The following is a 14,425-nucleotide window of genomic DNA, read 5'->3' as shown; positions in this document are numbered from 1 at the left end:
GTCCGGTCAGGCCCCGATGATCATCCGCGAACGGTGACCGAGAAGTTTCTGCATGGTCACGGATATGCCGACGCATAGCGCCAGCACGCCTGCCCACACCGCCAATGCCACAAGCCCCGCGATCAACGGCGGTGGCGGCGCTGTCACCACCTGATTGACCAGTTCGTAGAACGTCATCAGCATGAAAAAATAGATGAAATATATCGCAAAGGCGTTCACCGCGAGCAAATCCAGCCAGCGCGGCATCCATTCGCCGCGTGACCGCAGCCACAGCAGCACAATGCAGGCAAGCGCCATCTTCTGAACGTAGCTCGCCGTTTCGAACCAGTTGATCGGGCCTTCCGGATCCTCCCACGCGACCATCAGCGGTCCGTATTCGAAATAGAACAGGGCGAACGTCGCGACGCTGGCCAGCGCGGTCACCACCGTCAGCGGAACCGCCAGACGCTGCACCATCGCGATCCGGTCCTCGTACCGCGCGCCCAGCCAAATCCCGAAAGTGTAGGGCGCAAGGAACACGATCACGTTCTGGACCGAATTGTCGGGAAACGTTCGGGACACGAACATCGGCGCGATCAGCATGACGGCCAGCGCAGCCAGGGCCCATCGGCGATCCATCAGCCAGCTGAGCGCCGGGGTGAGCAGGAACAGGACGGCGAGCACCGGAATATACCAGAAATGCGCTGCTGCCCGACCCCACAGGATGTTGATCCCGCTTTCACTGACAAATTCGACTGGGCTGCCTGAAAACACCTGTAACCCATTGATGAAGTGCCAGTTGAACATCGTGAACAGCACGCTGAACAGGCAATAGGGCAGGATGACGTTCAGGAATTTGTTCTTGAAAAAGCGCGACCAGCCGCGCCCCGCAAGGATCACCGAAAACAGCAGGCCGGAAATCAGCGCGAAGAAGATCGTGCTGTTGTGGGCGATCGTCTCGCACAGAGCGAGAAGAACCATGTCGGGGTTGGGCCGGGAATGCACGCCCAGCTTCCAGAAGGTCATCGAAAGCGCGTGCGCACCGACGATCAGGATGATCGCAATGCCTCTGAATGCGTGGAGGTGGGTGATATACCCCGCCCCGCGCGTCGTTGCCGTGCCCATATTCGCCTTCGCCCCCGCGATGTGCGATCGGCGACCCGCCGCCGACGTTGGCCATCACCGGTAGCGGAGTCAAACAGGGTAACTTTTGGCCGGGTAACTTCTGGCAAGGGCGCGTGTCTTTTCTGCGGCGGTCCGGATTTGATTTTCCTACAGGTCTGCGCGCCGCCATCATCGCGCCATGACGTATCGCTCGCCCATCTGTCACCATGACGCTCCTCGCCCAAACCAGCGTAAATCCTTGGGATTTCGGGGCAGGGCGCGGGTGACACGGTGTCTCCTTTGTCACCTTATTGGCAAAAGCTCGCCGCACCGGGGCGAAAAGCCGACGACAAGTGTGGAAATCGCCGCAAAGCCTTTGCTCCGCCGAATCGATCTGTGGCACATAGGGGTTAATTTCGGGGGCACGCTGGACGCAGCGATTTTGCGGAGACGTTCATGAGCATCAATATCGGTCCACCGGCAGTTGAAGAACTGCGGCCGCGCATCACCGTCATCGGTGTCGGCGGCGCGGGTGGCAACGCCATCGCCAACATGATCCGCGCGCAGATCGAAGGCGTCGACTTTGTCGTCGCCAACACCGACGCGCAGGCATTGAACAATTCCATCGCGGAAGACCGCATCCAGCTCGGCCCTGAAATCACGCAGGGCCTTGGCGCGGGATCGCGGCCCGAAGTGGGTCGTGCGGCGGCAGAAGAAACGATGCACGAACTCGACCGGATGCTCGACGGCGTCCACATGTGCTTCATCGCCGCCGGCATGGGCGGCGGCACCGGCACCGGTGCGGCCCCCGTCATCGCCAAGGCGGCGCGTGAAAAGGGCGTGTTGACCGTCGGCGTCGTGACCAAGCCCTTCATGTTCGAAGGTTCGCGCCGGATGCGCAGCGCCGATGCGGGCATCGAAGAACTGCAAAAGCACGTCGACACCCTGATCGTCATCCCCAACCAGAACCTGTTCCTGGTCGCCAGCCCCGACACTACTTTCAAGGAGGCCTTCGGCCTCGCCGACGAAGTGCTGCAACAGGGCGTTCGTTCGATCACCGATCTGATGGTGATGCCGGGCCTCATCAACCTCGATTTCGCCGACGTGCGTTCGGTCATGGGCGAAATGGGCAAGGCGATGATGGGCACCGGCGAAGCGGAAGGTGAAAACCGCGCGTTGGAAGCTGCCGAAAAGGCGATCGCCAACCCGCTGCTCGACGGCGTGTCGATGGCGGGCGCAAAGGGCGTCATCGTGTCGATCATCGGCGGCGAAGACATGCGCCTGATGGAGGTCGACGAAGCCGCGAACCACATCCGCGAGCTCGTCGATCCTGACGCGAACATCATCTGGGGCTCTGCCTTCAATCCCGATCTTGCGGGCAAGATCCGCGTTTCGGTCGTCGCGACCGGCATCGATCATACGGCCGAGCAGGTTCAGGTCTCGCAAGGCGCACAGCCGTTCTCGCTGGGTTCGGGCCGCGCCCCGATGCGCCCCGGCATGGTTCCTGCGGCCAATCCCGTGGAAGCTCCTTCGTTCAATGATGCGGCAACGGGTAATGTTGCCGCTACCGGCGGCTTTGACGCAGAACCGTTCGATCTCCCGCTGGAACTGAGTGAAGAGGCCGAAACGCGCGCTGCACCTCAGCCTGCAGCCGCCCAGTCCGACGAATTGCTGCTCGGCGGCGATTTCGAAGCCGCTTCGCCGCGCGTCGCAGCGACGGGTGGCTGGCATCCGGCGACCGCCAACGACGAACTGACCCGGCCTGTCGTGGCTCAGGCGCCTGTCGCTCAACCGGCAGTGGCTCCATCGGCGGCACCGCAATCGGGCGGCAGCACCCTGTTCGAACGCATGGCCAGCCTGTCGCGCTCCCAGCCCGAAGGACAGAGCCAGGACGACAACGATGACGATGGTGCGGCCCTCAATATTCCGCGCTTCCTCGGCCGTCATAACCGCTGACGCAAACGCCGGCAAAACAGGACGCCGCTGCGGGTCCGGATCGATAGTCCGGCTCGCGGCGGCGTTTGTGCTGGCATGTACGCTCTTGGCCGCGCCAGCCATGGCACAGGCGGTGCGCTCGGTCCCGGGGACCAGCGAGCGCGCGCTGGAAGATGCGCGGGCAAGATTGATGCGCAACCCCGGCGATGTCGCCGCGCTGCGCGACGCGATTCAGGCCGCGATGCGAGTTGGGATGGTCGACATGGCCGCATCCTACGCCTTGCGTGCCCAACAATTGTCCCCGGGCGACCCGATCGTCACCGCCGCGCGGGGTGCGATCGAGGTGCATCGCGGCCGCCCGCGTGAGGGGCTGCTGCTGTTCGGCGAGGCGGACAAGGCAGGGGCGGGAGAGGGGCCGTTCGTTGCCGACCGTGCGCTCGGTTACGACCTGATTGGCGACCAGCCATCAGCCCAGTACTATTATGGATTGGCGCGGCGACAGTCGCCCGACGACGAAATCTCGCGTCGCTATGCGCTGAGCCTGGCGATCATCGGCGATTTTGCGACCGGCGATGCGATGTTGCGCCCGCTGCTGAACGTGCAGGACCGCGCGGCATGGCGCACACACGCCTTCATGTTGGCGATCGATGGTCGTCCGGCCGAAGCGCGCGCAGTGCTCGATCGGATACTGCCGCCCGACCTCGCAGCACAGATCGGCCCGTATATGGACACGATACCGCGGTTGTCACGGGCGCAGCAGGCGGCGGCGGCCAACCTTGGCCTATTCCCCGCATTTCCCGGCGGGGTTCAAATTTCGCCAGCGCCGCGCACCGATCAGATGCAGCGGTCCGGGGGATCGAGGTAGCGCCCGAAGTTCGAGGGACAGGCCTCTTTCCCCAGCCAATACCGGCCTTGTCCACAAGCTACGAACAATCCTGTGCACTTATGCCCACCGGCTTGCGGCTGGCGGATTGTGCTAACCGGCACTGACGATTCATGAAGGCGACGGGATCGACGACAACTTCAACGACGGACGGATAGCCATGAGAACAGGCCAGCAAGAAGAGCAGCGCGACGATGACGCAGCGCCGGTCGACATGCTCGTTGCTTTGTTCGAGGCGCGCGGCTGGCCATACGAACTGATCGGAGAGGACGAGGTTTCGGGTGAGGTGCAGGGCGCCTGGGCCAAGTACCAGCTCCGCGCGATCTGGCGGCGCGAAGACAACGTTTTGCAATTGCTGTGCCTGCCCGAAGTGCGCGTTTCCGACGACAAGCGCACGCAGATGTTCGAGCTGATGAGCCTCGTCAACGAACAGCTGTGGCTGGGGCATTTCGATCTGTGGTCGTCGGGCTCGGTCCTCCTTTACCGCCATGGCCTCATGTTGGGCGATGACGGCCTGCTCTCGATCAGCCAGGCGCAGATGGCGGTCGAACACGCAGTCGAGGAGTGTGATCGGTTCTACCCTGCGTTTCAGTTCGTCCTTTGGGGTGGCCGCAGCGCGTCCGAGGCTTTGGCCGGCGCGCTGATCGACGCAGCGGGCGAGGCCTGAGACGTGGCCGGACTTCCGCAAAAGATGCTGCTGGTCGGTTGCGGCAACATGGGTGGCGCGATGCTGGCCGGCTGGCTGCGCGGCGGCATGGCGGGCGAAAATTTCACTGTCGTCGACCCATATGTCGACGCTGTGCCCGACGGCGTTCGCTTGCTGCGCACGGTACCGGACGAGACGTTTGACGTCGTATTGTTGGCCATCAAACCACAGGGGCTGATTGATGCAGTTCCCACGATCGAGCCGGTCATGGGTCCGCAAACCGTGCTGCTTTCACTCTTGGCCGGGGTCGAATTGGCGACGCTGGCGGCTCGTTTTCCGCGAGCGGGCGCGGTGGTGCGTGTGATGCCGAACTTGTCCGCCGCGCTGGGAAAGTCGCCGGTCGCGCTGGCAGGCGATGGCGTGTCTGCGGAACGGGTCGCGATGGTCGATGCGCTGATGATGCCCTTGGGGCAGGGCGAGTGGATCGGCGAAGACAGGTTCGACCTCGTCACCGCGCTCGCCGGATCGGGGCCAGCGTTTGTCTATCGATTTATCGATGCGCTTGGCGCGGCGGCAACCGACCTTGGCCTGCCGGAGGATCAGGCGCGTCGGCTGGCGATCGCCACGGTGGATGGCGCGACTGCGCTGGCGTTGGCGAGCGAGCACGCCCCGGCGGAATTGGCGCGCAGGGTTGCATCGCCTGGCGGGGTGACGGAGGCGGGTCTTCGCACGTTGGATGCGGACGATCGCTTGCTCAAGTTGGTAACCGATACGTTGCGTGATGCCGCTGAGCGAAGCGCGGAAATGTCGGCTGAGGCCCGCAAAAAAGACTGATACCAATCGCGACAAAGGGTTAACGCGTTGTTTTCCTTTGTTTGGAGCGATTTGATCCGATTCTGCTCATGTCCGGTTTTCCTTGAATTTACCGCGTTCGATTGCGATATTGCTCGCGACGGCCCCGCCTTGTGAGGGCCACAGAGGAGCTTTGAACGACAATGGCAAACTGGAACGACCCCCAGCCCTCGAGCAGGAACGCTCAGGCGGGCTTCGGCGCGGCTCCGGGCCTTAATCCGAGCGTGCCCAGCACGCGGGCCGGCTTCGACGCGGGCCTGCGCAAGTACATGCTGTCGATCTACAACTACATGGCATCGGGCGTGCTGTTGTCTGGCCTCGTCGCAATCGCGATGGCCAACACGGCATTCGGGCTGGCGATCATCAGCTCGCCGCTGATGTTCCTGTTCATCTTCGCACCGCTGGGCATCGTCTTTGCGATGAGCTTTGGCGCGAACCGCTTTTCGCAAGGTACACTGCAGATACTGTTCTGGTCCTTTGCGGTTCTGATGGGCATCAGCATGTCGACGATCTTCCTCGTCTATACCGGGGCTTCGATCGCGGCGACGTTCTTCGCAACGGCTGGCGCCTTTGCCGGCCTCTCTCTGTTTGGCTACACCACGAAGAAGGATCTGTCGGGCCTCGGCAGCTTCCTCATCATGGGCGTCATCGGCTTGCTGATCGCTATGGTGATCAACATCTTCCTGCAGAGCAGCGCTCTGCAGTGGGCGATCAGTTTTCTGGGCGTCCTTATCTTCGCGGGCCTGACGGCATATGATACGCAGCGTCTGAAGGCGCAGTATTATCACCTTGCCGGCAGTGACTTCCTTGGGAAGGCCGTGATTTTGGGCGCGCTGACGCTGTATCTGGACTTCATCAACATGTTTCAGTTCCTGCTCGCGTTCATGGGCCAGCGCGACTGATCATTGCCAAATGGCTGGTCCTATCGGGCCAGCCAGCGGATCCGAAGCGCCCGGCCGGTTTGTCCGCGCCGGGCGTTTTTTTGTCTGAATTCATGCGGTTCGTCGGCAATTTCATGTCGTCTCGTCAACTTTCCCTGTGGATGGTGGAGGACGTGCTGATGCGCGCGATCGATCATCGATGCATGAACTGTCTTTGCCCCTTGGGGCTGTGTCTTAATCCTGCCGCAAGCAAACTTCGTGCAAAGTGGCTGGATATTCGAAGTTCGGGAAAGAGGGCCAATAGCGGTGGCAACCAAGGTCGTGAAAATTGTCCAGATTTGTGCCTTGGCGGGCATCGCGGCCTTGTCGGGCTGTACGCCGCCGCCGCCTCCCGCTCCGCCTCCCCCGCCGCCGCCGGTGGTTGAGGCATTTCCGGCCCGCCCGCTTGCGCCCGGCTACGCGCAGGAAAATCTTGCCGTGCCGCCAATCGATGCCTTCGGCGTGCGCCAGACGGTAAATACAGGGCTCACCTCTGCCCAGACGACCTGGAACCTGCGTTCGGCCTACAACGTCGCGGCGCTCAATTGCCAGGGCGCGGACCATCTGGTCATGGCCGAACGGTATGGCGAATTCCTGAAAGGGCACGCACGCGAACTGTCGGCCACCAACCGCGCTCTCGATAGCGAATTTCGTCAGAAGTACGGTCCCGGCTACAAGGACGTGCGCGACCGCTATATGACGCAGGTTTACAACTATTTCGCCATGCCGCCGGTTCTGCCCCGCTTTTGCGCCGCGGCGTTCAATGTCAGCACTGAACTGATGGCGGTGGGGAACGGCAATCTCGATGTCGCGGCGGCCACTCTGTTGCCCCAGCTCGAAACCGTATTCCTCCAATTCTTCACGGAGTACGAGGCATTCCGGATCGCGGCCACGGCATGGGATGCCAGCTATTTTGCGACCTATGGCGTGCCCTATCGTCGGCCTAGCTCCAATCCGCTCCAGCCTTCGGCCGATGTGCCGTATGGTCCGGGCGCGCCGGTGACAATGCCGGTGACAATCCCTGCGCCGATGCCGGTCGCGGGCGCTGGTGTGACCGAAACCGGCTCTTAAGGCTGGGGCGGAGCGGCGATCGTTTTGGCTTTTACTCACGCGTGCCGACTGCTAACAGCGCGCCTCGCCCGGATGGGCAAACGACTGGAACGGGGCCGTAGCTCAGTTGGGAGAGCGCGTCGTTCGCAATGACGAGGTCAGGGGTTCGATTCCCCTCGGCTCCACCACCCAGTCCTAGGTATCGAGGCGTCGAGAGACGCCTCGACCGTTCTCCCAGAATATCCCCGTATTTCCGGCGCTTTGGGCCGATGGTTTACGTCGCCGCGTGGTCAAGAGACGCGCTGACCGCGCGCTTCTGCCGAGAATATGGGCTGGTTCTCAGGTGGCGGTTTTGGTGACCACGCTTTGGATTGGGTGAAGTCAGTTGGTGGAGAAGCCAAGCGCGAACTTCTGTTCGTGCCAGGCGATGGGCAGAGTGCCGATCCGCCAGAGTTTCCGCGAAGTGAGATCGCGTGGCTGGGTGCCATCGAGGAAGGACTTGATGATCACAGGATCGAGATAGCTGACCCGCGCGATGCGCCGAAGGTGGCGGATCTCGGTAGCAGAGGTCGACGAGGCATGGACTTCATCCATCGCCAGAAGCTGGTCCCGGGCGTTGAAGGCGCGAGCCAGCAGATCGAGCAGCTGCTCGTCGAGCCTGGCTTGTTCAGACCGCAGGGGATCGAGACGTAGGCGTTGCTCGTGTCCATGGTTCTCGAAGGTGTATGGAATTTCGATCGGTATGCGATGTCCGTCGTCAGCGTCGATGCTCGCACCCTGAAGCAAGGCTGATTGGCAGATCGAAGCGGATACGCCGTCCCGATTTATTGTTGCCGTGAACCCAAGCGACTGAAGGGCTTCTCGCAGGTCTGACGGTGATGCGCTGACGATACCATCGGCGAGATAGCCTGCATGGGTGATCAAAGCTGCGAGCTGATGGGTGGGAAGGTCAGAGGCCAGTTTGCGAAGCATTCCGCTGTCGGACAGATAGCCAGCCAAGGCGGTGCGGACAGCAGCCTCGAGGTCCGGAGCGGGCAGGCTCGTCGCGACCCCGGATCCGACCTCGCTAGGCCTGGTTACGTAATAGCGGTATCGCCTGCCATGATTGCGAGTGTGCGTTGGCACCATCGGCTTGCCGGTATCATCGTAAAGCATACCGGCAAGCATACTGACAATACGATGACGCGTGGACTGGATCCGGGGCTTGGGCTGACTTGCGAGCTTCGCCTGGACCTGATCGAACAGGTCGCGATCGATGATCCCTTCATGTTCGCCGCGATAGCTGGCTCCTTTGTGGACGATCTCGCCTACGTAGATGCGGTTCGACAGGAGGCTGATGAGGCCGTCCCGACGAAAAGGCACGCCGCCACGGATCGAGCCATCGCGCTGCGCGCGCCTGGCCGTCACGATGCCGTCCTGTTCCATCTCTGCGAGTAGCTCGGTAACGGTGTCGCAAGCCAGATATCGCTGCATGATCTCGCTGACGACCGATGCCTCTTCGGGGGCAACGATCAACTTGCGGTGCTCAACCCGATACCCCAGTGGCACCGGACCGCCCATCCACATGCCCTTGGCTTTCGATGCCGCAACCTTGTCACGAATGCGCTCCGAGATTACCTCGCGTTCGAACTGCGCAAAGGAAAGCAGAACATTGAGCGTGAGACGTCCCATCGAGTTGGTGGTGTTGAATTCCTGGGTAACACTGACGAAAGAGGCGCCCGCATCGTCGAGCACCTCAACAATCCTGGCGAAGTCGGTGAGGCTGCGAGTCAGGCGGTCGACCTTGTAGACGACCACGATATCGACCAGCCCTGCCTTCACGTCATCGAGGAGCTGCTGGAGCCCGGGCCGCTCCATGTTGCCGCCGGTACAACCGCCGTCGTCGTATGGATCAGGATGGAGTACCCATCCTTCGTGCCGCTGTGACATTACGTAAGCAGCGCATGCCTCACGCTGGGCATCGAGACTGTTGAAGTCCTTGTCCAACCCTTCGTCAGTGCTCTTGCGGGTGTAGATTGCACAGCGCAGTCGGGGGGAAGGTGCCTTAGCCATTCGCGGTTATGCCGAGCTTGCTAAGGCGCGGGCTGGAAAGGCCGAAGAAGCGTGGACCGGACCAGGCCGCTCCGGTGATCTTTTTCGCCACCGCGCTCAGCGAGGAGTATCGTTCATCGCGATACTCGAATCCGTTCTCCAGCACTATGACGAGATGGGATTCGCCATGCCACGTGCGGGAAAGCCAGGTGCCGGGCCTGAGCGAAGGCGAGGGCGAAGCAGCGCTTTCCCTACTGCTGCCGATTGCAGCGATGCGGCGAAGGTCTGCCTTGCTGAGACTGCCAGACGCTTTCTCCTGCAGTCGGTAGGCCAGTGCCCGTGCCAGCATGTCGGAACTATAGGCCGGTGGCGCAGGGGTTTCGAAGACCCTGCGCCACTCGGCCTTGCGTTCGCGAGCTGACATCGCCGTGATCGATGCGATGCCCCTGTCCAGTTTGCTCACGCCGCCACCATTATGCGGTATGTGCGTACGCCATCAACCTTCTCACTGGTGATGTCATGACCCTTCTTGCGAAGACCGGTCAGTGCAGCGCGTGTCGTATGCGGCAGCCAGCCGGTGGCAGCGATCATGTCATCGAGTGTGGCACCTTCCCCTCGGCTGAGAAGCGCGACGAGAGTATCAGACTTGGATTGGGGTTTGGCGTTCTTCGCGGCAGTGCGGCATCGCGCTTCCGGCGCATCCGTCTCGGAGAGCTGGCGCGCATATTTGCGCGTGCGGGGTTTCTTCACTTGGGTCATGAGTGGTTCTCCGGTTCGGACCAGCACAATTGCTGCTCCCACCACCCACAGCCCTGTCGATCACGCCGATCAGGGCAGCAGCCGATCGCGTCGGCTGCGATTTACACAAACATCAATGCTTCCTTTACCGGTGAAGTCGAGCGGATTGTCTGGAACGCGCCCCAACTGCGGTCATTCACTCTCAAAAGGGGACCGCCTAAGAGCGGACGTTGCTGTCGCTTGGACGGGACGGCAGGGTTGTTGGACGATCCGGAACGGCGGCTTCACGGCTACGACATCATATAGTCGACATTCGGATGCGTCGGTGTCGGCGTCCGGAGTCGACCAACTTCCGCGATTCCTGTGCAGCGCCGGTCACGTCCGCTTAAGACGCAACTGGACATACCAAGCGCTTCGACCCGTTGATCGCTTGCGCCGCAAATAGCCGCCATTCGAGGCAGCAGATGGCATTCTCGAAACCTGTGCTACGTTCACAACCCGAAAATGTTGACTTTACCTGCCCGCCACGAAGGTCCGATACACCTGTGCTTCAGCGCCCTCAGTGCGCAGCTCGAAATCACTATGAATTGCGCCAGGACCGAATTCGTCGAAGATGTCGTCGGACTGCGCCAGTTCGAAACCGGCGGGATCGATCCAACGCACATGCCCGTCGCGCCGCGCAGGAATGACATTATACCGGTGGCGTCGGCCATTCGTGCCGGTCAGTTCGACTAGCTCGGGAAGATCCTCAAATACGTCGCGAACGTCGCGCCCCAGGCTGAGCTGCCAGCGCAGGAAATGTTGCGGGTCGATCAGGTCTTCCGATGCGACCTCGTCGAGCTCGTCCTCAAGCCACGCTTCGAATTCGCCGCGCCGCGCCGTCGCCGCCTCTCGCGTTTGTGCCAAGCCCTGAGACAAGGCGAAGGCCACGAAGGGATCGTGCGTGCCCCAGCGCAACAGCTCTCGAGCCCAGAAGCCGAACCACGGCATCCCAGTGGTCTCCTTCCACTCCGCGAGCGTCGGCACAGCGAAAGCGTCGGCCGCCCCCTCGGACCAGGCTTGGGAGACGACGGCGCCCATTGCGACGCCAAGCCGGAATTCGAGATTGTCTGCAACGAACCGTTGCCAGCTTCGCAGCGCATCGGCATCGGGATCGACGCTGTCGGGTTCGTTCATCCACCATCCGAGCACGTCTGCCCAACGATCGAGTAGAGCCTGGTCCGTGTCGGTGCTGCGCACCCGGAAGCCAAAGCCACGGTCGGCAGCGACCAGATCACCGATCGCCTCGAACACATCGATACGCGCCGTCGCCTCGTCTTCGCCAAAGCGATCGGCGCGTTCGATGAGGGCGCGAATCTGCAGCGCGACCGCTTCAAAGCGCCTTCCCACCAGAGGGGTGAAGCCGTATTGATAGAGGCGGCGTCGTTCGGCGGCGTCGGGATAGACGGTTTCGACAATCCCGCGTCCGCGCTGAACGAAAGCCTCCTCGAGCCACGCTTCCTGTTCTGCCGCAACCGCGCTGAATGTGGTGCTCCAGAGTTGCGCGAGATGCTCTTCGGCGCGGGCCGGCGACATTTCCTGTTCCTCGGCCTTAGCGACCTCTTCGATCGCAGTCAGCAAGATGCCGTCCAGTTCGTCGACCGCGTCCGCCAGGCGGGAGCGGCGATCGACGGCATCTTCACCGGCTTCCTCGCTGATATCAGTCGGCACCGCGCTTTCGAGCCAGTCAAGAAAATCATCGGGATCGATACCAAGGACGCGGATGGCCCGCTCGCGGATCGTCCACAGCAGCAGAGCCAGCGGGCTTTCCACGTCGCCGGCATCGGCTTCTTCGATCAGAAGCGCTTCGCTCATGCGATCGTAGTCGCGCTGCAGCTCGACGCGATGGCGGCGCTGAACCGGAATCGTGTTCGGCGCAGTCGCCGCCTCGCGCGTCGGGATGGCGACGAGGGTCATGCCTTCAATGCCCTTGGCGGCGCCGGGACGACCCGCGCGGCCGGCAAGGTTGCGGATTTCTGACGTGGGCAGAAGGGTCACGACCTGCTGCTGGGCGACCTGATCCCAAGACCGCCGCTTAAGCGATGTCAGGAAGATGAGATCGAAGGGCAAGTTGACGCCTTCGGTCAGCGTCGCCGTCGCGACCGTGATCGGACAGATCCGCCGTTCGATCATCTCGGTCATCAGTCGCCGCAGGCGCTGGGGCATCTGGCCGTGGCTCGAGGCAATGCCGCGTTCGAGCAGGAACATCTCGAACGAATCCTCGCCACAATAGTCGCGGCACGCGGCCCGAGCTTCGTCGAAGCGGTCGCGTAGAGAGCCTTCGGGCAGTTGAAACTGCGGCGCGTTCGCCCACGCCGGAAGCAGCAGAGCTTCCTTGAACCAGCGCATGGTCTGCTCGGGCTCCTGCGCCACGGAGATCAGGATCCGCTGATCCTCCTCGACGAGATGGAGCGCGGTCCATAGGACGCTCAGGCAGTTGAAGCGATTGAGGCTGTTGCGCATGCGCGCAGGAAGGTTCGGCATCGCCGGCATCCTTAGCGGCAGATAGACGGGTTGTTCCTGACCGCGGATGAAGAGTGTCCGTCCGTTCATGATATCGAGCAGGATTCGGCCTTGCGCGCCCGGCGCCGTCTCCAACACTCCGATGACCTGCCGCGTGCTGCGGTAACGCACGCCCACGGCAGTCGCGTCCGCTCGGCCTTCGATCCATTTGGCGACCGGGCCAGCGGCGCCGCCGGCAACGGCGGTAAGCGCGATCCGCACGACATCGGGACGCTGGACGATCACGCGGGAGACCAGCTGCTCGAGCCGGATGGCGCGATTGCTATGTTCAGAGAAGCTGATGCGGGTGTTCTCGTTGGCTTCGGGGACGACCTGATGGGCTTCATCGACGATAATCAACCTCAGCCGCGCCGTCAGGATTGGTCCGAGATAGCGCATCAGGGCATCGGCCTTCTCGACGGTCGCGATGAGCACGGTTGGCTGGTCGCCGGTCAGCCACGCATCCGTGATACCCCAATCGGCGCCGCCGTAGAGCGCTGTCACCGTCATGTCGCTGCCGAGCTCTGAACGCAGCTTGGCTTCAACCTCGCCGGCCAGCGCGCGCGAGGGGACGAGATACATGGCGAGCGGTGCGAGCCCATCAACTTCGCGCAGCAATAGCTCTCGCACCAATGCGAGATTTGCGATCAGGGTCTTGCCCGAGCCGGTAGGTGTGCAGAGCGCGAAGGAAGATTCCTGCCGGAGGCGCTCGATCCCCTGGAGCTGCGATGTCCAGAGGATGCCGCGACCGCGGCTGAACTGATCGCGCGGTTTTGTCAGGGTAACTTTGCCCGGTCGAGCGAAAGCCCGAACCCGAAATCTCACGCCGCCGCAGCGGACATAGCACTCCACTCCGCAAACGCGCGGTCTCTGAACAGTCGCATTGTGTTTCGGGAGACGAGGTGACGCTGGATGGCAAAAGTATTGTAGATTGCTGAGTGGGTGGATGCGAACCGCTGGGCCTGACCCTGAGACTTGAAGCGTTGCATTTTTCGCTCCCGTCTTCGGACGGGTAGGTGTGAATTTTCCGCTCGATTGTTTTCCTGCAATCGACCAGGCTGGTGTCGGGCGAGGGCGCCCAACTCGCGCAAGGCCGCAGGGTAGGATCGCAGACCGTCGGTGACAATTGCTTCCGGGGCGAAGCCCTGGTTCTTGAGTAGTTTCTTGAGCAATTTCAGTGCCGCTGTTTTGTTCCGGCGTTTCTGGACGAGGACATCGAGAACCTCGCCCTCCTTGTCGACAGCCCGCCACATGTACATCCGCTGGCCGTTGATACGGACGATCATCTCGTCCAGGTGCCACACGCAATCTGCCCGGCCACGTTTGCGGCGGATGTTGGCGGCAATGGCGGGACCGAACTTGTTCGCCCAGCAGCGGACCGTTTCATAGCTCACGGAATGCCCACGTTCGGCAAGCATGTCTTCGACGTCGCGCAGACTCGTTGTGAAGCGGAAATATAGCCAGACCGCCAGTCGTATCACATCAGGCGGGAAGCGGTGACGCTTGTAGGAAATGGGCTTCATGCCCGCAGATCTAGCCGTGATCGGCCGCCATGTAGAGACGAGTTGCGGTTTGCCTGACAGCACCTTTGACCGTTGACAGAGACAAGTTAGCGTTAGACTGACAGCACCGACTGACACCACCCTTGCGTCAAGTGGAGAGAAGTTAGCGTCGGACTGACAGCACCCGCTTGAAGGAAATGGGATTCATGCAGGTCTAACTAGGCGGCCCGTGCCGCAGGTGGAG

General features: G+C 62.0%; 12 protein-coding genes and 1 tRNA gene. 7 read left to right on the top strand and 6 right to left on the bottom strand.

The annotated features are described in order from the left end of the window. Nucleotides 1-6: 6 nt before the first annotated feature. On the bottom strand, nucleotides 7-1,104 hold the full coding sequence (locus EKN06_RS10325; protein WP_127612832.1) for an acyltransferase: 1,098 nt from the start codon (nucleotides 1,102-1,104) through the stop codon (nucleotides 7-9). A gap of 435 nt (nucleotides 1,105-1,539) precedes the next feature. Between EKN06_RS10325 and ftsZ the strand changes: the two genes are divergently transcribed. The 7 genes from ftsZ to EKN06_RS10290 all read left to right on the top strand — a co-directional run bounded on the left by ftsZ (nucleotide 1,540) and on the right by EKN06_RS10290 (nucleotide 7,557). Beyond that, on the top strand, nucleotides 1,540-3,039 hold the full coding sequence (gene ftsZ / locus EKN06_RS10320) for a cell division protein FtsZ (RefSeq protein WP_127612831.1): 1,500 nt from the start codon (nucleotides 1,540-1,542) through the stop codon (nucleotides 3,037-3,039). 100 nt (nucleotides 3,040-3,139) lie between these two features. Then, nucleotides 3,140-3,883 carry a tetratricopeptide repeat protein gene (locus tag EKN06_RS10315; RefSeq protein WP_127612830.1) on the top strand — a complete coding sequence of 248 codons (744 nt, stop codon included), beginning with the start codon at nucleotides 3,140-3,142 and terminating at the stop codon, nucleotides 3,881-3,883. A 178-nt stretch (nucleotides 3,884-4,061) separates the two neighbouring features. Beyond that, a complete protein-coding gene (locus EKN06_RS10310; protein WP_127612829.1) occupies nucleotides 4,062-4,568 on the top strand; it encodes a type III secretion system chaperone family protein in 507 nt (168 codons plus the stop codon). Between the two features lie 24 nt (nucleotides 4,569-4,592). Continuing rightward, entirely contained in the window at nucleotides 4,593-5,381 is a 789-nt protein-coding gene (locus EKN06_RS10305; RefSeq protein ID WP_127613026.1) for a pyrroline-5-carboxylate reductase family protein, read from the top strand. A gap of 161 nt (nucleotides 5,382-5,542) precedes the next feature. Then, complete coding sequence (locus EKN06_RS10300) at nucleotides 5,543-6,301, top strand: Bax inhibitor-1/YccA family protein (protein WP_127612828.1); 759 nt, start codon at nucleotides 5,543-5,545, stop codon at nucleotides 6,299-6,301. 285 nt (nucleotides 6,302-6,586) lie between these two features. Further along, complete coding sequence (locus EKN06_RS10295) at nucleotides 6,587-7,390, top strand: hypothetical protein (RefSeq protein ID WP_127612827.1); 804 nt, start codon at nucleotides 6,587-6,589, stop codon at nucleotides 7,388-7,390. Nucleotides 7,391-7,481: 91 nt separating this feature from the next. Beyond that, nucleotides 7,482-7,557, top strand: a tRNA-Ala gene (locus EKN06_RS10290). A 193-nt stretch (nucleotides 7,558-7,750) separates the two neighbouring features. On the opposite strand, the gene EKN06_RS10285 is transcribed toward EKN06_RS10290, so the two are convergent. From EKN06_RS10285 to EKN06_RS10265, 5 genes are all read right to left on the bottom strand, one after another. After that, nucleotides 7,751-9,421, bottom strand: a complete 1,671-nt coding sequence (locus tag EKN06_RS10285) for a recombinase family protein (RefSeq protein WP_127612826.1) — start codon at nucleotides 9,419-9,421, stop codon at nucleotides 7,751-7,753. Continuing rightward, a complete protein-coding gene (locus EKN06_RS10280; protein ID WP_205693874.1) occupies nucleotides 9,414-9,863 on the bottom strand; it encodes a DUF2924 domain-containing protein in 450 nt (149 codons plus the stop codon). The genes EKN06_RS10285 and EKN06_RS10280 overlap by 8 nt, the downstream gene beginning before the upstream one ends. After that, nucleotides 9,860-10,159, bottom strand: coding sequence for a DUF3489 domain-containing protein (locus EKN06_RS10275; protein ID WP_164844041.1), 300 nt, complete (start codon nucleotides 10,157-10,159; stop codon nucleotides 9,860-9,862). The genes EKN06_RS10280 and EKN06_RS10275 overlap by 4 nt, the downstream gene beginning before the upstream one ends. Before the next feature lie 492 nt (nucleotides 10,160-10,651). Next, nucleotides 10,652-13,504, bottom strand: a complete 2,853-nt coding sequence (locus tag EKN06_RS10270; RefSeq protein WP_240654800.1) for a DEAD/DEAH box helicase — start codon at nucleotides 13,502-13,504, stop codon at nucleotides 10,652-10,654. Then, a complete protein-coding gene (locus EKN06_RS10265; protein WP_127612825.1) occupies nucleotides 13,501-14,202 on the bottom strand; it encodes an IS6 family transposase in 702 nt (233 codons plus the stop codon). Before EKN06_RS10265 ends, EKN06_RS10270 begins: the two co-directional genes overlap by 4 nt. Nucleotides 14,203-14,425: the final 223 nt, after the last annotated feature.

The organism is Croceicoccus ponticola (assembly GCF_004004515.1).
GTDB classification, from domain to species: Bacteria; Pseudomonadota; Alphaproteobacteria; order Sphingomonadales; family Sphingomonadaceae; genus Croceicoccus; species Croceicoccus ponticola.
This window is presented reverse-complemented; position numbering and strand designations above follow the sequence as displayed.